Raw genomic sequence first — 16,355 nt, 5'->3', positions numbered from 1 at the left:
TCCTGCGCCGCTGATCGGCCGTGTCGCGCACGCGCGTCGTCACACCGAGTCTGGCCGTCGCCGGCCAGGCTCGGCTGTCCAGCCTGCCCGGTGTCGGCCCGAAAGTGGCCGACAAGTTCGCTGCGCGCGGCATCCTGAGCGTGCAGGACCTGTGGCTGCATCTGCCGCTGCGTTACGAAGACCGCACGCGCTTGACCACCATCGCGCAGCTGCAAGGTGGCGTGCCGGCGCAGGTCGAAGGACGCGTGGAGGCTGTGGAGCGCGGCTTCCGCTTCCGGCCGGTGCTGCGCGTGGCAGTGTCCGACGCCTCGCACGGGACGCTGGTGCTGCGCTTCTTTCATTTTCGTGCGGCGCAGGTCGCGCAGTTCGCCGTCGGTACGCGGCTGCGGGTGTTCGGCACACCCAAGCCCGGCCAGCACGGCTGGGAGATCGTGCACCCCAGTTACCGCGTGCTCGCACCGGACGAAGATGCCGGGTTGGGCGACAGTCTGGATCCGGTGTATCCGGTGCTCGAAGGCGTTGGCCCGGCGACGTTGCGCAAGCTCATCGGCCAGGCGCTGGAGCGTCTGCCGCCCGAAAGTGCGCTGGAATTGTTGCCACCGCACTGGCTGCAGGACGAGCGATTGCCCTCATTGCGCGCGGCTTTGCTCACCATGCATCGCCCGCCGGTTGGCACTGATCCACAGCAACTGCTCGCCGGAGGCCACCCGGCCCAGCAGCGCCTGGCAATCGAGGAATTGCTGGCGCACCAGCTCAGCCTGCGCCGGCAACGCATCGCGTTGCAGCGTCTGCACGCGCCCAGCCTGCCCGGCAACGGCACGTTGGTGCAGCAATTGTGCAAGGCGCTGCCGTTCCAGCTGACCGGCGCGCAACAACGCGTGTTCGAACAGATTGCGCATGACCTTGCGCACCCCTCGCCGATGCTGCGGCTGGTACAGGGCGATGTCGGCAGCGGCAAGACCGTGGTCGCGGCGCTGGCGGCCATGTTGGCGGTGGAGCAGGGCAAGCAGGTCGCACTTGCCGCGCCCACCGAATTGCTGGCCGAGCAGCACCTCACCAATCTGCGCGGCTGGTTGGAACCGTTGGGCATCCGCATCGTCTGGCTGGCAGGCAAGGTCACCGGCAAGGCGCGCGCTGCAGTGATGGCCGAGGTCGCCTCCGGTCAGGCGCAGGTCGTGGTCGGCACGCATGCGTTGATGCAGGAGGCGGTGGTCTTCCACGACCTGGCGTTGGCCATCATCGACGAGCAACACCGCTTCGGCGTGCATCAGCGCCTTGCGTTGCGCGACAAGGGAGCGGCGGCGGGCAGCGTGCCGCATCAGCTGGTGATGACCGCCACGCCCATTCCGCGCACGTTGGCGATGTCGGCTTACGCAGATCTGGATGTTTCGGCCATCGACGAATTGCCGCCCGGCCGCACGCCGGTGCAGACGATCGTGCTGAGCGCGGAGCGCCGGCCCGAATTGGTCGAACGCATTCGCGCCGCCTGCGCCGAAGGACGGCAGGCATATTGGGTGTGCACCCTGATCGAAGAAAGCGAAGAACCCGAGAAAGGCGCGCAAGGCCAGCAAGGCGGTCCGCCGCGCATCGAAGCGCAGGCCGCCGAAGTCACCTTCGAGGCCTTGTCGGCGCAGTTGCCGGGCGTGCGGGTGGCGCTGGTGCACGGCCGCATGAAGCCGGCCGAAAAGCAGAAGGCCATGCTGGATTTCAAGCAGGGCCGCAGCGACCTGTTGGTGGCCACCACCGTGATCGAAGTCGGCGTGGACGTGCCTAACGCCTCGTTGATGATCATCGAAAATGCCGAGCGGCTGGGCCTGGCCCAATTGCATCAGTTGCGCGGTCGGGTCGGGCGTGGCGCAGCCGCCTCAAGTTGCGTGCTGCTGTACCAGGCGCCGTTGTCGATGATGGCGCGGCAGCGTCTGGAAACCATGCGCCAGACCAACGACGGTTTCGTGATCGCGGAGAAGGATCTGGAGTTGCGTGGCCCGGGCGAATTGCTTGGCACCCGGCAAACCGGCCTGGCCAGTTTCCGCATCGCCGATCTGGCACGCGACGCCGGGCTGTTGCCGCGCGTGCAGGTACTGGCCGAGCGGCTGCTGGACGAGGCGCCGGAAATCGCCGACCGCGTGGTCGAACGCTGGATCGGCGGCGCGGTGCGGTATGCGGCCGCTTGAGCGGCCGGGAGTCGGGAATCGGGATTCGTAACAGCGTGGCGGCTGCGTGCTGCTGATTCGCGTGGCCGGCCGATCCTTGCGAAGATGCGGCAACGAATCCCGAATGCCCAATCCCGAATCCCATGACTGACAAGATACCGCTGCTGATCGACACCGACCCTGGCGTGGACGACGCCTTGGCGCTGCTGATGGCCTTCAACGACACACGCCACGAGGTGGTCGGCCTGACCATCGCCGCCGGCAACGTGGGCCTGGAGCACACCGTGCGCAACGCCTTGAAGGTCTGCGAGATCGCTGGCCGTACCGATGTGCCGGTCTACGCCGGCTGCCCGCAGCCGTTGCTGCACCCGTCGGTGGATGCGGCGCACGTGCACGGTCTCGACGGATTCGGCGATGTGGGCCTGGCACCGGCCAAGCGCACTGCCGAGGCCGAACACGCCGCGCTCGCCATCCTGCGTCTGTCGCACGAACACGCCGGCAAGCTGCTGCTGGTGGCGCTCGGTCCACTGACCAATCTTGCCCTGGCGCTCACCCTGGACCCGACCCTGCCGCAGCGCGTGGCGCGGCTGGTGGTGATGGGCGGAGCGTTGACCGGGCACGGCAATATCACCGCTGCGGCCGAGTTCAATATCGGATTCGACCCGGAAGCGGCGCATATCGTGTTCGGCGGTTTTCCGCAGTTCGACGTGGCCGACTGGGAAGCCACCATTGCCCACGGCCTGCTGCACCGGGACGTGGAGCAATGGCTGGCGGCCGATTCTGGCCGCGCCCGATTCTACGAGGAGATCTCGCGCAAGACCCGGCTGTGGTCCGAAGACAGCCGCGGCGAGTACTGGTATGCCGCCGACGCGCTGGCGATGGCGTTCGCACTGCACCCGGAAGGCGCGCAGCGGCTGGAACAGCGCCCGGTCCATATCGAACTGTCCGGTGCGCATACCCGTGGCATGACCCTGGTGGACTGGAACCGGCAGGGCGGGGCGCCCGACAATGCCAATCTGCTGCTGGCCTATGACATCCAGCAGTTCTACGCGCTGGTCGGGGCCGCCCTGGCGGCGAACTGAGGCGACCTTGCGCCGGCTGCCTGGGCGCAGCTATAATACCCGACTTATCCAGGCAGCCCGGCGCCAAGTCCATGAAAGATAACGTTCATCCCAACTACAAAGACGTCGTCTTTCACGACGTGACGTCCGATTTCAAGATTCTGACCCGTTCCACCATGACCTCGAAAGAGACCGTGAAGTGGGAAGACGGCCAGGAGTATCCGCTGATCAAGGTGGAAATTTCCTCGTCCTCGCACCCGTTCTATACCGGCAAGCACAAGGTGATCGACACCGGCGGCCGGATCGACAAGTTCCAGAAGCGCTACGCGCGCTGAACTTGCAGGACGGGCTGTACCGGCAGCGGCCGCGCATTGCGCGGCCGTTGTTTTTTGGGGCGCTGAACGCTTCGCCTGTATGCCTGGCGCGATGCGTCTACGACTTCTGTCCAAGCGACGGCCAAAATGCTGCTGTGCGATAATGGTCTGATCCGGGGCGATGCCTTGGACTTCCATCACGTGCCTGCCCATGTGGGATCAGGCGCCTTCCACTGAAGGAGCGTACACAGTGTCCGATCTTGATCAGGTCACGCTCAACGCCGGCGACAAGTCGGTCGTTCTGCCGGTTCTCAAGCCCACGCTTGGCAATGATTGCGTCGATATCTCAAAGCTGACCAAAGAAACCGGTCTGTTCACCTACGACTCGGGCTTCACCGCCACCGCCAGCTGCAAGTCGGCCATCACCTACATCGATGGCGACAATGGCGTGTTGCTGTATCGCGGTTACCCGATCGAGCAGCTGGCCGAAAAGTCCAGCTTCCTTGAGGTCTCGTACCTGCTGATGAACGGCGAACTGCCGACGGCGGACGAATTCAAGAAGTTCGACCACGAAGTGACGCATCACACGATGATGCACGAGTCGCTGAAGAACTTCCTCGGCGGTTTCCGTCACGACGCGCACCCGATGGCCATGCTGGCCGGCTCGGTCGCCTCGCTGTCGGCGTTCTACCACGACACCCTGGACCTCAACGATCCGGAGCAGCGCCGTCAGGCCGCCATCCGTTTGATCGCCAAGGTGCCAACCCTGGCGGCTGCGGCGTACCGTTATTCGATCGGCTGGCCGATCCGCTACCCACGCAATAACCTGAACTACGTCGACCGCTTCCTGCACATGATGTTCGAAGTGCCGAGCGAGCCGCTGGAGATCAATCCGGTCGTTGCCAAGGCCCTGGATCTGCTGTTCATCCTGCACGCCGACCACGAGCAGAACGCCTCGACCTCGACCGTGCGTCTGGTCGGCTCGACCGGTGCCAATCCGTATGCCTCGGTCGCCGCCGGTATCACCGCGCTGTGGGGTCCGGCACACGGTGGCGCAAACGAAGCCGTGCTGAAGATGCTCGAAGAGATCGGCACCGCCGACAACGTCGAATCGGCCGTGGCCAAGGCCAAGGACAAGAATTCCTCGTTCCGTCTGATGGGCTTCGGTCACCGCGTCTACAAGAACTTCGACCCGCGCGCCAAGATCATCCGCGAGATGACCCACAAGGTGCTGGGCGAGCTGGGCGTCAACGACCCGCTGCTGGAAGTGGCGCTGAAGCTGGAAGAGGCCGCGCTGAAGGACGACTATTTCGTGCAGCGCAAGCTGTACCCGAACGTCGACTTCTACTCGGGCATCATCTACAAGGCGCTCAATATCCCGGTGGAAATGTTCACCGTGATGTTCGCCATCGCACGCACCGCAGGTTGGGTGTCGCATTGGCTGGAGCAGCAGGTCGACCCGGAAATGAAGATCGGCCGTCCGCGCCAGATCTATACCGGTTATGACAAGCGCGATTACACCGACAGCGCCAAGCGCTGATCGGTCCACGCGTATCTGCGTAAACAAACGCCCCGCAGTGCGGGGCGTTTGCATTTGGATGTTGCGCGGCAGTCGCCTTCCAGCACAGCGTGCTGCTGTCGTGGCGATTGGCAGCGTCGTGTTGCACGACGGTTCGTCCGTCTGCGGCTGGGCCCGAATAAACGACCGCTGCGTAGCGGCGTCGTGACGCCGGTTAAAGAAGCACAGAGCTCGCCCGCGTAGTCAGGTTCCGCGTCATATGGCCGACTCAGCGCAGCAGCGGTGAGCCGGTGGAACCGTCGCCGTCTGTCAACAACTGTCGCACCTGCGCGGCCGACGCACGCTGCATCGGCTTTTCGTCCAGCTGCGACAGCGGCGCCTGCCGCAGCGCGTCGTAGGGCAGCACGGTGAGATCGAAGGTGAGGTCTTCGGCGCTGAACAGCCACACCGGAAACTCGCCGTTGCGCTCGCGATCCAGGCGCAGCCGGCGCGTGCGCGACTCGGCCGGAATGCGGTGTTCTTCCAGAAACCGCTGCACGGCATCGGCATCGTCGCTGTGCAACTGCAGGTGCACCGGTGCATTGGCGTCGGCGGTGCCGTCCAGCACCGGGCCGGTCAGCCGTGGCTGGAAGGGGCTGAGAAACTCAAGCGCCCGCAACGCGGCTTCGCGACGTTGGCGCAGACGCGCACCGTGCGCAGGTCCGGCGAACAGGCGTTGGTACTCGCGCAACGCATCTTCGATCTCGCGATTGCGTGGCAGCGACGCATCGTCATGAATGCCGAGCCGGCTGGCAGCCTTGAGCTTGGCTTGATGGAAATCACGGATGCCGCCTTCGGCCATCAGGCGTGCGGCTTCGTGCGCCAGACGATGGCGACGTTCCCGGGTTCGTGTATCGGCGTGCGCGCGTGCGTGATGCATGACCGGGCTCCCCTAATGAACCTGATCTGGACTCTACAACAGCTGCATGAAGACATGGCGAATGCGTCATGTCATTGCAAAGGAACGATCACGCAGCGGTGACCGGGCGATGGTCCAGGTGCGGGTATGCACGGGCAAGGCGCAAGGCGCGTGCGATATCCGTGGCGGGCAGGTGAGCGCTGCGCCGACCCGGCAACGATGCCGCCAGCGATCCATCAGGTCGGCAATGGCTGGCGCTTATCCAACGGGGGCCAACAAATTGGGGAACCGAACAGCCACGCCGCTTTCGATTCCCCAATCCCGATTCCTCAGAAAATGTCGAACGCCTTTTCGTCCTGCTGTTCCTGCAGGCCGTAGTCGTAATCCTGCAGGCGGTCCAGATCTTCGTTCTTGACCCATTCGACGGCGCCATTGATGGTGGCCTGGGTCATGCCATCGGGCGGATCGTTGGCGGCGATCGGCTTGTCCTTGAGCGCTACGCGCATGTAGTCGATCCAGATCGGCAGCGCCGCCTTGCCGCCGTATTCGCGATAGCCGAGCGAGCGGAAGTCGTCGCGGCCCACCCATACGGTGGTGACGTAGGGGCCGCCAAAGCCGGAGAACCACGCGTCGCGGTGCTCGTTGGTGGAGCCGGTCTTGCCGCCCACGTCCTCGCGGCCGAGGACCTTGGCCGCGGTGCCGGTGCCGCGCTGGACCACGTCGCCCATCATCGACACCAGCTGGTAGGCGGTGCGCTCGTCGATCGCGCGCGGCGCGATCTTGGTCTGCGCGGTTGCCGCAGGGGCGGTCTGCGCCTGCGTCGGCGTGGCCGTGGCCGGCGCGGCAGGCGGTATCTCCGGTGCCTGCGCGCCGAAGTTGAAGCCATCGACGACCTGGCTCACGGGCGCCACATTGCCGCCTTGCAGGGCGCAGGTGCGGCAGGCTACGGCCGGCACTTCCTTGAAGATGACATTGCCCTCGCGGTCTTTGACCTCATCCACGATCCAGGTGTCCACCCGTGAGCCGCCATTGGCGAACACCGCATAGCCGCGTGCCACAGACAGCGGCGTCAGCGAAGCGGTGCCCAGCGACATCGACAGGTTTGGCGGCAATTCGGCCTCCTGGAAACCGAATTGACTGATGTATTTGCGTGCGAAATCGACGCTGATGGCGTCCAGCAGGCGCACCGACACCAGGTTGCGCGACTGCACCAGCGCTTCGCGCAGGCGCATCGGCCCGCGGAAGCCACCTCCATCGTTCTGCGGCGACCAGGTCTTGCCGCGCCGGTCGCGGAACACCACCGGCGCGTCCAGCACGATCGAGGCCGGGTTGAAGCCCTTTTCGAATGCGGCTGCGTAGACGAACGGCTTGAAGCTCGACCCTGGCTGGCGGCGTGCCTGGGTGGCGCGGTTGAACTTGTTCCCCGCAAAGCTAAAGCCGCCCACCAGGGCACGCAGGGCGCCGCTATTGGCGTCCAGCGAAACCAATGCCGCCTGGCCGCGCGGCAACTGGTCGATGATCCACTCGCCGTCCTTTTCGCCGGCGCGAATGCGGGTCAGGTCGCCGCGGGTCAGCAGCTTGGCCGGGGTCTTGCCGGTCCAGCGGCTGGCACCGGCGGGCAGGGTCAGTTCGGTCTTGTCGCTCAGCACGACCGTGACCCCGCCATCGGGATTGGTGCGCGCCACGATCACCGCACGCAGTCCGCCCTGGGTGAACGCGCCTGCCAGGTGCTTGGCCAGTGCAGGCGCGTCCGCATCGGCGGGCACGTCGAAGTGCTGCTCTACGCCATGCCAGCCATGGCGATGATCGTAGACCCGCAAGCCGTCGGCGACTGCCACATCCGCACCGGTCTGCAGGGTCGCATCGATGGTCGTGGTGACGTGATAGCCCTTGTTGAGCACATCGCCGCCGTACTTGGCGATCATTTCCTGACGCACCAGCTCGGCCACGTAAGGGGCGTACACCTCCACCGGCGGCTCATGCGGCTTGGCGTGCATCGGCACGGCCTTGGCGGCGTCGGCTTCGGCCTGGCTGACAAAGCCCAGGTCGGCCATGCGCTGCAGCACGTAATAGTCGCGACGCTCCTGCGCACGCTCAGGGTTGCTGATCGGGTTGCCACTGGACGGGAACTTGGGGATGCCGGCCAGCGAGGCCATCTCGTCCAGGTTCAATTCGCTCATCTTCTTGCCGTAGTAATACTCGGCAGCGGCCCCGACGCCGTAGGCGCGGTTGCCGAAGAAACTCTTGTTGAGATACAGCTCGAAGATCTCGTCCTTGCTCAGCTCACTTTCGATCTTGCGCGCCAGCAGGATCTCCGCCAGCTTGCGGGTGTAGCTGTACTCCGAACTCAGGAAGAACTGCCGCGCCACCTGCTGGGTGATGGTCGAACCACCCGGCACGCGCTTGGCATCGGTGGTTGTCAGCAGCCACACCGCGCGGGCAATGCCCTTGTAGTCCACGCCGCCGTGCTCATAGAAGCGCGCGTCCTCGGTGGCCAGGAAGGCCTGCTTCAGGCGCAGCGGCACGTCCTTCATCTGGATGGGATAACGCCGGGTCTCGCCATAAACGGCCATGAGGCGGCCATCGCTGGAATAGACGTACATCGGCTCCTGCAGCTCGACCTGCTTGAGCGATTGAACGTCCGGCAACTTCGAGGAAATGGCGTAATACAGGCCGCCGGCAGCAATTGCGCCAAGCAGTGCGAGCACAACGATCGTGGCCAGGATCCAGCCCAGCCAACGGCGAATACGGGGCATGTAAGAGAGATTCCGATTGCAGATTTCTTGGTCACAGAGTATAGATGACGCCGAGTTTGGCTGGGGCCGAACTCTGGGGATCGCAGAAGACAGCACTGGGGTCGCGTCGCCGGGTCAGTGCCTAGCGCGTGAAGGGCTTGTCAACTGTTAAAATTTGATTATTAATACGAGGGCGCACGTGCGTCCAAGTGCCCGTCGGCAGGGGAGTTACCGTGGGGCTTTTACCCAAGAGTCAGTCGCCACTGATTGGTGTCGACATTAGTTCTACTGCCGTGAAGCTCTTGCAGCTATCGCGCAGCGGGAACCGTTTTCGCGTGGAACATTACGCGGTGGAACCATTGCCGCCGAATGCGGTCGTGGAAAAGAACATCGTCGAAGTGGAGGCGGTGGGCGAAGCCATTCGGCGCGCCATCAACCGTTCCGGCAGCAAGGCCAAGAACGCGGCCGCTGCTGTCGCCGGGTCGGCGGTGATCACCAAGTTGATCCCGATGCCGGCCGATCTGGACGATAGCGACCTGGAAGCCCAGGTCGAACTGGAAGCCACCAATTACATTCCGTACCCGATCGAGGAAGTCAATCTCGATTTCGAGGTGCTGGGCCCGATGCCCAACAGCCCGGACATGGTGCAGGTGCTGCTGGCCGCCTCGCGTTCGGAGAATGTGGAACTGCGCCAGTCGGCGCTGGAACTCGGCGGTTTGACCGCCAAGGTCATGGACGTGGAGGCCTTCGCGGTCGAAAACGCCTTCGCGCTGGTTGCCAGCGAATTGCCGGTGGCCGCCGACGCGGTGGTGGCGCTGGTGGATATCGGCGCCACCATGACCACGCTGAGCGTGCTGCGCTCCGGTCGCAGTCTGTATAGCCGCGAGCAGGTGTTCGGCGGCAAGCAGCTCACCGACGAAGTGATGCGCCGTTACGGGCTGACCTATGAAGAGGCTGGCCTTGCCAAGCGTCAGGGTGGCCTGCCGGAAAGTTACGAGGTCGAGGTGCTGGAGCCGTTCAAGGAAGCCACTGTGCAGCAGATCAGCCGTCTGCTGCAGTTCTTCTATGCGGGCAGTGAGTTCAACCGCGTCGACTGCATCGTGCTGGCCGGCGGTTGCGCCGCGCTGGCGCGCCTGCCGGAGATGGTGGAAGAGCAGCTCGGCGTGACCACGGTCGTTGCAAATCCGCTTGCCCAGATGACGCTTGGCCCGAAGGTTCAGGCCCATGCGCTGGCGCTGGATGCGCCTGCATTGATGATCGCCACCGGCCTGGCCCTGAGGAGCTTCGACTGATGGCAAGAATCAATCTATTGCCCTGGCGCGCGGAGCGCCGAAAGGCACGCGAACGCGAGTTCTATTCGATGCTGGGCTTCGCCGCATTGGGCGGCGTGCTGTTGTCGGCGTTGATCTGGTTCTATTACGACGCGCAGATCAGCGGCCAGACCGAGCGCAATGCGTTTCTGACCACCGAGATCGACAAGGTCAAGGCGCAGAACGAAGAGATCAAGGAACTCGACAAGAAGAAGGACCGCCTGCTTGCCCGCAAGAAGGTGATCGAGGAACTGCAAGCCAACCGCTCGCAGATGGTGCACCTGTTCGATTCGCTGGTGCGCACCATTCCCGATGGCGTGGCGCTGACCAACATCAAGCAGGATGGCGACATCCTCACGCTGGAAGGTCGCTCGCAATCGAATGCGCGGGTCAGTGCATACATGCGCAACCTGGAAAGCTCGGGCTGGATGACCAATCCGGACCTGTCGATCATCGAGGCCAAGAGTCAGGACAAGGCCGGTCAACCTGCCGCGTCGTCGATGGACACCAAGACGCTGCCGTACGTGTTCACGCTCAAGGTCAAGCTGGCCAACCCGAACGAGGCTGACAAGAACGGCACCGCGCCGGGCGCAGCGGATCCGGCTGCGCCGGGCACCGCAGCACCGGGTGCTGCGCCTGCCGGTGCGACGCCTGCTGCTCCGGCAGCGGCGCCTGCGCCCGCAACGCCGCCGGCCGCTGCTCCTGCACCGACGCAGGCAGCACCGGCGCCAGCCAATCGGCCGCAGGAGGGGGCGGCGTCATGAGTAAGAAATCATTCAAGCTCAGCGATCTGGATTTCAACAACATCGGCGGTTGGCCGCAGCAGGCGCGCATCGTGTTCTGCGTGGTGGTCGGCTTGTTCATCATGGTGCTGGCCTGGTTCCTGTTGATCAGCAGCAAGCGCGATGAACTGGAAGGCCTGGAAAGCACCGAATCCCAGCTGCGCACCGAGTTCGAGACCCAACAGGGCCGCGCGGTGAACCTGGAGCCGCTCAAGCAGCAGCTCGCGCAGATGGAACAAGTGCTGCAGCAGATGCTGCGTCAGCTGCCCAGCAAGACCGAAATGCCGGATTTGATCATCGACATTTCGCAGACCGCGTTGTCCAGCGGCCTGTCCAACGAGCTGTTCCAGCCCGGTCCGGAATCGCCGAAGGAGTTTTACGCCGAAAAGCCGATCGCTCTGCGCATGGTGGGCAGCTACCACCAGTTCGGTGCCTTCGTCAGCGGTGTGGCCTCGCTGCCGCGCGTGGTGATCCTGACCATGCACGACATCAACCTCAAGCCCAAGGACCCCAAGGCCGGTATCGGCCCGCGCGGTGCGCTGGAGCTGTCCGGAACGGTCAAGACCTATCGTTATCTGGACGATGAGGAAATGGCCGAGCAGGAAAAGGCTGCGGCCAACGCTGCGAAGAAGGGCGGCCAATGACCATGAAATTGCTCAAGATTCTGTCCTGTGTGGCGTTAATTGCAGTATTGCCGGCGTGCACGCGCGGTGTGACCAGCACACCGGGCGATGCGCCGAATCTGGAAGCCTGGGTTGCCGAGGTGCGCGCGCGTCCTGCGCCGCCGCTGGAGCCATTGCCGGTGATGCAGCAGTTCGAGACCTTCGAATATGCAGCGCAGGCGATGCGCGACCCGTTCAGCGATGCCTGGGTCAGCGCGGAAGGTGGCAACGGCACGCGTCCGGATCCGAACCGGCGCAAGGAACCGTTGGAAGCCTTTCCGCTCGACGCCCTCGACATGGTGGGGACCATTGGCGGCGGTTCGGGCCTGATCGCATTGGTGATGGCGCCTGACAAGGTGACCTACCGGGTGCGGCCGGGTGTGTATCTGGGACAGAGCGATGGCCGGGTGACCGGGGTCTACGAAGACCGCATCGAGCTGATTGAACTTGTGCCGGACGGTGCGGGTGGATGGCTTGAACGGCCGGCCGCACTCGCATTGGATGATCAATAAAGTGATAGGGGATAGCACGATGACGTTTTCCAATGCCCAGCGGCTGCGTCCGGTACGACGCCACGCGATCTTCCAGGCCTGCGCGTTGGGGTTCGCGCTGGCGCTGGCGAGCGGCAGCGCGTTCGCCGCCGCGGCGCTGACTCAGCCCGCGCAGGATCCGGCCAAGGTCGCTCCGGCGAGCCTGGCGGTGTCCAAAATCGATTTCAAGCGCGGCGAAGACGGCGCTGGCCGTCTGATCCTGCAGTTCGACGGCCAGGGCGCCAGCCCGGACCTGCGGACGCAAGGCGACAACGTGCTGGTGGACATCAGCAATGCCAAGCTACCCGCCGAGCTGCAACGCCCGCTCAATGTCACCGACTTCGCCACGCCGGTGCAGCGCGTTGAAGTGAAGCCGTCCGGCTCCGGTTCGCAGCTGGTGCTGTCGACCAAGGGTGCCTTCGACTCGCTGGCCTACCAGACCGGCAACGAATACGTGGTGGAAATCACCCCGCGCAAGGGCCAGCCGGCGGTTGGCGGTGTGAGCCCGGCGGCGGTCACGCAGGCTGCCGCGCAGATCGCTGCGCGCGGCTACAGCGGCCGCCCGGTGACGTTCAACTTCCAGGACGTGCCGGTGCGCACCGTGCTGCAGCTGATCGCCGAGGAGTCCAACCTCAATATCGTCGCTTCCGACACCGTGCAGGGCAACGTCACGCTGCGCCTGATGAACGTGCCGTGGGACCAGGCGCTGGACATCGTGCTGCGTGCCAAGGGCCTGGACAAGCGCCGCGATGGTGGCGTGGTTTGGGTCGCCCCGCAACCGGAGCTGGCCAAGTTCGAGCAGGACAAGGAAGACGCCCGCATCGCGATCGAGAACCGTGAGGACTTGATCACCGATTATGTGCAGATCAATTACCACAACGCTGCGGTGATCTTCAAAGCGCTGACGGAGGCCAAGGGGATTGGTGGCGGTGGTGGCGGCCAGGGCGGCCAGGGCGGACAAGGTGGTGCGGGGCAGCAGGACAATGGTTTCCTTTCGCCACGTGGTCGGTTGGTTGCCGATGAACGCACCAACACATTGATGATCAGCGATATTCCGAAGAAGGTCGCGCAAATGCGCGAGCTGATTTCGCATATTGACCGCCCAGTGGATCAGGTGCTGATCGAGAGCCGGATTGTCATTGCGACGGATACTTTTGCGCGTGATTTGGGTGCGCGGTTCGGCATCACTGGCGCAACCGGACGTGGGATTTTGAGCGGGGCGCTGGAGAGTAACGTCAACTTCCAGAACACTTCAGCGCAACGAGCTAATGAAATCGCTAATACTGGTACCAGTACAACGCTGGCTTCGCATTTGTTCCCTTCGGGGTTGAATGTCGATTTGGGGGCTAGTGGCTTTACCAATAGCAGAGCGGCCGGCTTGGCGTATACCTTGCTTGGATCCAATTTCAACCTCGACATTGAGCTATCGGCAATGCAAGAGGAAGGGCGAGGTGAGGTCGTCTCAAATCCGCGGATCGTGACGGCCAATCAGCGTGAGGGTGTCATCAAGCAAGGTCGGGAGATTGGGTATGTGACAATCAGTGGTGGTGGTGCGGCAGGTTCCGCCGCGCAGGCGAATGTGCAGTTCAAGGAAGTTCTACTTGAATTGAAGGTTACGCCCACCATCACGAATGACAATCGCGTCTTCTTGAATATGAATGTCAAGAAGGACGAGGTGGCTCGATTCATTATTTTGGAAGGCTACGGAACAGTTCCCGAGATTAATCGCCGGGAGGTCAATACTGCTGTGCTAGTAGGCGACGGTGAGACAGTAGTCATTGGTGGTGTCTATGAATTTACCGATCGCGAAAGCGTCTCCAAAGTTCCGTTCCTTGGAGATATTCCGTTCCTGGGAAATCTCTTCAAGAAGCGCGGACGCAGCAAGGAGAAGGCCGAGCTCCTGGTGTTTGTAACTCCTAAGGTTCTTCGCGTGGCCAGCGCGAATCCGTAATTGAAACTTTTACCGGAAAAGGCCGCGAAAGCGGCCTTTCTCGTATGGATTGCAAATGAGGGGAGTCGCTAGCAGGGTTGGCCGCGTCTGATATATGCCAAACCAGGTGTGGCCAGTGTGGCGGCCTGGAGCGTGTCGTGAGGGTGATCGTATCGACGTGCAGGGGTACACAAGGGGCCGCGGCGGCTTGGCAGTCGATGCAGTGCAATAGGTGAGATTTAGGCTGCGCAGAAGTAGGCATTGTCTGCGCCGGCGCCGATGGTGCTCTAATCCAGTGCGGTTCAAATTTGTTTAATGCGAAGCGAGGGGCGCCTTCGGAAAGAACGAATTTTCCCAACCAACTGATCTTTGTGATCCAGAGCAAATGTTGGGCCTTGACTGAACCTGGCCCGATCGCCGAGTGAACCAATCGCGTTCGAATCGGTCACACTGGACCTATGAACGCACCGCCACTGCTCCCTCCCGAAGCCGTTGCCGCGCCCGCCGAGGACCGGCTGCACCGTCAATTCACCTCGCTGCGCGAATCGCTTGCGCAGCGCATCGTTGGCCAGGCAGCGCTCGTGGAGCGGCTGTTGATTGCCTTGCTGGCCGATGGCCATCTGCTGGTCGAGGGCGCGCCCGGGTTGGCCAAGACCACCGCGATCCGTGCGCTGGCTTCGAGGCTGGAAGCGGATTTTGCACGGGTGCAGTTCACCCCGGACCTGCTGCCTGCCGATCTGACCGGTACCGAAATCTGGCGGCCGCAGGACAGCCGGTTCGAGTTCATGCCCGGGCCGATCTTCCACCCGATCCTGCTGGCCGACGAAATCAACCGCGCACCAGCCAAGGTGCAATCCGCGCTGCTGGAAGCGATGGGCGAGCGGCAGGTGACGGTCGGCCGGCATACCTATGCGCTGCCGCAGTTGTTCCTGGTGATGGCGACGCAGAATCCGATCGAGCAGGAGGGCACGTTCCCGCTGCCCGAAGCGCAGTTGGATCGCTTCCTGATGCATGTGCGCATCGGCTATCCCCAGGCCGACGCCGAGGCGGAAATCCTGCGCCTGGCACGCGAGGCCGCCCGCGACACGCTGGAAAAGCACGAGACCGTACCCGACAAGATTCCATTGGAAGATGTCTTCGCCGCGCGCCGTGTGGTGCTTGACGTGCATCTGGCACCGCAGCTGGAACGCTATCTGATCGAAATCGTGCTGGCCTCGCGCGATGCCAAGCGTTACGACCCGGCATTGGCACGGAGGATCGCCTGGGGCGCCAGCCCGCGTGGCTCGATCGCACTGGAACGGTGCGCGCGCGCACGGGCGTGGCTGGCCGGGCGAGACTACGTGACGCCGGACGATATCCGCGCCATTGCCCCTGACGTACTGCGGCATCGCGTCCTACCCAGCTACGAGGCCACCGCCGAGGGTTGGGACGGCGAACGCCTGATCGCTGCACTGCTCGAAAAGATTCCGCTGCCCTGATCGGGCAGCGTCGCTGAGGTATGCCGCACTCTCGCCAGACACCGATGTCTTCGATGCCGTTCTCGTCCCCTGAAGCCGCCACCTCGCCAGTCGCTGGCGATGGAGTGCGCCCAGCGCTTGCAGAACTGATTGCGCTGCGCGGTACTGCAATCCATCGCGGTCAACCGGGACGTGGCCGGCACGGGGTGGTGGGGCCGGTGCCGGCCGCCACGCGCGGGCGCGGCATGGAATATGCCGAGTCGCGTGAGTACGTGGCTGGCGATGATGCGCGGCATATCGATTGGCGCGTGACCGCGCGAACCGGGCGAGCGCACACCAAATTGTTTCAGGCTGAGCGCGAGCGTTTGAGCCTGATCGTGGCCGATACCTCGCCTGCGCTCTTCTTCGGTACGCGCGTGCGCTACAAATCGGTGCAGGCCGCACGCGCCGGCGCGGTCGCCGCATGGCTGGCGCAGCGCCAGGGCGATCGTATTGCAGCCTTGCGCGGCACCGCGAGCGAGGCGCCGATTGCGCCGCGGTCCGGTCAGCGTGGTGTGCTGCCGGTGTTGGATGCCTTGGCGCGTTGGTATGCCCAGCCGCCGTCCGGCGATGCGGGGCTGGAGGTGGCGCTGGATCATGCGGCGCGCCTGTTGCGCCCCGGCGCGCGCCTGACCGTGCTGGCCGATGCGCGCAGCGCCGGCCGGATTTCTGCCACGCGCTGGTCGGGCTTGGCCTTGCATCACGAGGTGGTGGTGATCGTGCTGGTCGATCCGCTGGAACTGGCGCCACCGGCACGTGCAGTCACCTTCGACGTGCGTGGCGAGCGCATCGCGATCGATCTGTCGACCCAGGCCGGACGTGCACGCTGGCAGGCCGAATTCGTCGCGCCGCTGGAGCATTTGGGATCGCTCCTGCAGGCACGCGGCGTGCGCTTGCATCGCCTGTCCACCGACGATGCCAGCGATGCGTGGTTGGGCGGCAGCCCTGCCGCGCGGAGTCGCTGA

13 protein-coding genes are annotated in these 16,355 nt (G+C 64.0%); 11 read left to right on the top strand and 2 right to left on the bottom strand.

The window, feature by feature from the left end; translation table 11 throughout:
• Nucleotides 1–20: 20 nt before the first annotated feature.
• The 4 genes from recG to LN450_RS15595 all read left to right on the top strand — a co-directional run bounded on the left by recG (nucleotide 21) and on the right by LN450_RS15595 (nucleotide 5,068).
• Nucleotides 21–2,174 carry an ATP-dependent DNA helicase RecG gene (recG, locus tag LN450_RS15610; RefSeq protein ID WP_011348462.1) on the top strand — a complete coding sequence of 718 codons (2,154 nt, stop codon included), beginning with the start codon at nucleotides 21–23 and terminating at the stop codon, nucleotides 2,172–2,174.
• 122 nt (nucleotides 2,175–2,296) lie between these two features.
• Complete coding sequence (locus LN450_RS15605) at nucleotides 2,297–3,235, top strand: nucleoside hydrolase (RefSeq protein ID WP_008575834.1); 939 nt, start codon at nucleotides 2,297–2,299, stop codon at nucleotides 3,233–3,235.
• Nucleotides 3,236–3,306: 71 nt separating this feature from the next.
• Nucleotides 3,307–3,549 (top strand): type B 50S ribosomal protein L31, encoded by a 243-nt coding sequence (locus LN450_RS15600; protein ID WP_005911911.1) that lies wholly within the window; start codon nucleotides 3,307–3,309, stop codon nucleotides 3,547–3,549.
• Nucleotides 3,550–3,778: 229 nt separating this feature from the next.
• Nucleotides 3,779–5,068 (top strand): citrate synthase, encoded by a 1,290-nt coding sequence (locus tag LN450_RS15595; RefSeq protein ID WP_003486167.1) that lies wholly within the window; start codon nucleotides 3,779–3,781, stop codon nucleotides 5,066–5,068.
• 247 nt (nucleotides 5,069–5,315) lie between these two features.
• On the opposite strand, the gene LN450_RS15590 is transcribed toward LN450_RS15595, so the two are convergent.
• A complete protein-coding gene (locus tag LN450_RS15590) occupies nucleotides 5,316–5,966 on the bottom strand; it encodes a hypothetical protein (protein WP_011348460.1) in 651 nt (216 codons plus the stop codon).
• A gap of 308 nt (nucleotides 5,967–6,274) precedes the next feature.
• Complete coding sequence (locus LN450_RS15585) at nucleotides 6,275–8,701, bottom strand: penicillin-binding protein 1A (protein WP_011348459.1); 2,427 nt, start codon at nucleotides 8,699–8,701, stop codon at nucleotides 6,275–6,277.
• Between the two features lie 212 nt (nucleotides 8,702–8,913).
• Between LN450_RS15585 and LN450_RS15580 the strand changes: the two genes are divergently transcribed.
• The 7 genes from LN450_RS15580 to LN450_RS15550 all read left to right on the top strand — a co-directional run bounded on the left by LN450_RS15580 (nucleotide 8,914) and on the right by LN450_RS15550 (nucleotide 16,355).
• Complete coding sequence (locus tag LN450_RS15580) at nucleotides 8,914–9,972, top strand: pilus assembly protein PilM (RefSeq protein ID WP_011348458.1); 1,059 nt, start codon at nucleotides 8,914–8,916, stop codon at nucleotides 9,970–9,972.
• Entirely contained in the window at nucleotides 9,972–10,754 is a 783-nt protein-coding gene (locus LN450_RS15575) for a PilN domain-containing protein (protein WP_011348457.1), read from the top strand. Before LN450_RS15580 ends, LN450_RS15575 begins: the two co-directional genes overlap by 1 nt.
• On the top strand, nucleotides 10,751–11,416 hold the full coding sequence (locus tag LN450_RS15570) for a type IV pilus inner membrane component PilO (RefSeq protein WP_008575845.1): 666 nt from the start codon (nucleotides 10,751–10,753) through the stop codon (nucleotides 11,414–11,416). The genes LN450_RS15575 and LN450_RS15570 overlap by 4 nt, the downstream gene beginning before the upstream one ends.
• Nucleotides 11,413–11,946 (top strand): pilus assembly protein PilP, encoded by a 534-nt coding sequence (locus LN450_RS15565; protein ID WP_007974439.1) that lies wholly within the window; start codon nucleotides 11,413–11,415, stop codon nucleotides 11,944–11,946. Before LN450_RS15570 ends, LN450_RS15565 begins: the two co-directional genes overlap by 4 nt.
• 19 nt (nucleotides 11,947–11,965) lie before the next feature.
• On the top strand, nucleotides 11,966–13,915 hold the full coding sequence (locus tag LN450_RS15560; protein ID WP_011348456.1) for a type IV pilus secretin PilQ: 1,950 nt from the start codon (nucleotides 11,966–11,968) through the stop codon (nucleotides 13,913–13,915).
• 437 nt (nucleotides 13,916–14,352) lie between these two features.
• A complete protein-coding gene (locus LN450_RS15555) occupies nucleotides 14,353–15,372 on the top strand; it encodes an AAA family ATPase (protein ID WP_011348455.1) in 1,020 nt (339 codons plus the stop codon).
• A 20-nt stretch (nucleotides 15,373–15,392) separates the two neighbouring features.
• A complete protein-coding gene (locus LN450_RS15550) occupies nucleotides 15,393–16,355 on the top strand; it encodes a DUF58 domain-containing protein (RefSeq protein ID WP_011348454.1) in 963 nt (320 codons plus the stop codon).

It is taken from the genome of Xanthomonas euvesicatoria pv. euvesicatoria (assembly GCF_020880415.1).
GTDB lineage: Bacteria > Pseudomonadota > Gammaproteobacteria > Xanthomonadales > Xanthomonadaceae > Xanthomonas > Xanthomonas euvesicatoria.
Note: the sequence above shows the minus strand (reverse complement) of the source record. Positions and strands in the feature narration are given on the sequence as shown.

Excerpts from the sequence above, each read along its gene's own strand:
- LN450_RS15605 (WP_008575834.1), top strand. The coding sequence starts at position 2,297 with ATGACTGACAAGATACCGCTGCTGATCGACACCGACCCTGGCGTGGAC.
- LN450_RS15600 (WP_005911911.1), top strand. The coding sequence starts at position 3,307 with ATGAAAGATAACGTTCATCCCAACTACAAAGACGTCGTCTTTCACGAC.
- LN450_RS15590 (WP_011348460.1), bottom strand. The coding sequence starts at position 5,966 with ATGCATCACGCACGCGCGCACGCCGATACACGAACCCGGGAACGTCGC.
- LN450_RS15585 (WP_011348459.1), bottom strand. The coding sequence starts at position 8,701 with ATGCCCCGTATTCGCCGTTGGCTGGGCTGGATCCTGGCCACGATCGTT.
- LN450_RS15575 (WP_011348457.1), top strand. The coding sequence starts at position 9,972 with ATGGCAAGAATCAATCTATTGCCCTGGCGCGCGGAGCGCCGAAAGGCA.
- LN450_RS15570 (WP_008575845.1), top strand. The coding sequence starts at position 10,751 with ATGAGTAAGAAATCATTCAAGCTCAGCGATCTGGATTTCAACAACATC.
- LN450_RS15565 (WP_007974439.1), top strand. The coding sequence starts at position 11,413 with ATGACCATGAAATTGCTCAAGATTCTGTCCTGTGTGGCGTTAATTGCA.
- LN450_RS15560 (WP_011348456.1), top strand. The coding sequence starts at position 11,966 with ATGACGTTTTCCAATGCCCAGCGGCTGCGTCCGGTACGACGCCACGCG.
- LN450_RS15555 (WP_011348455.1), top strand. The coding sequence starts at position 14,353 with ATGAACGCACCGCCACTGCTCCCTCCCGAAGCCGTTGCCGCGCCCGCC.
- LN450_RS15550 (WP_011348454.1), top strand. The coding sequence starts at position 15,393 with ATGCCGCACTCTCGCCAGACACCGATGTCTTCGATGCCGTTCTCGTCC.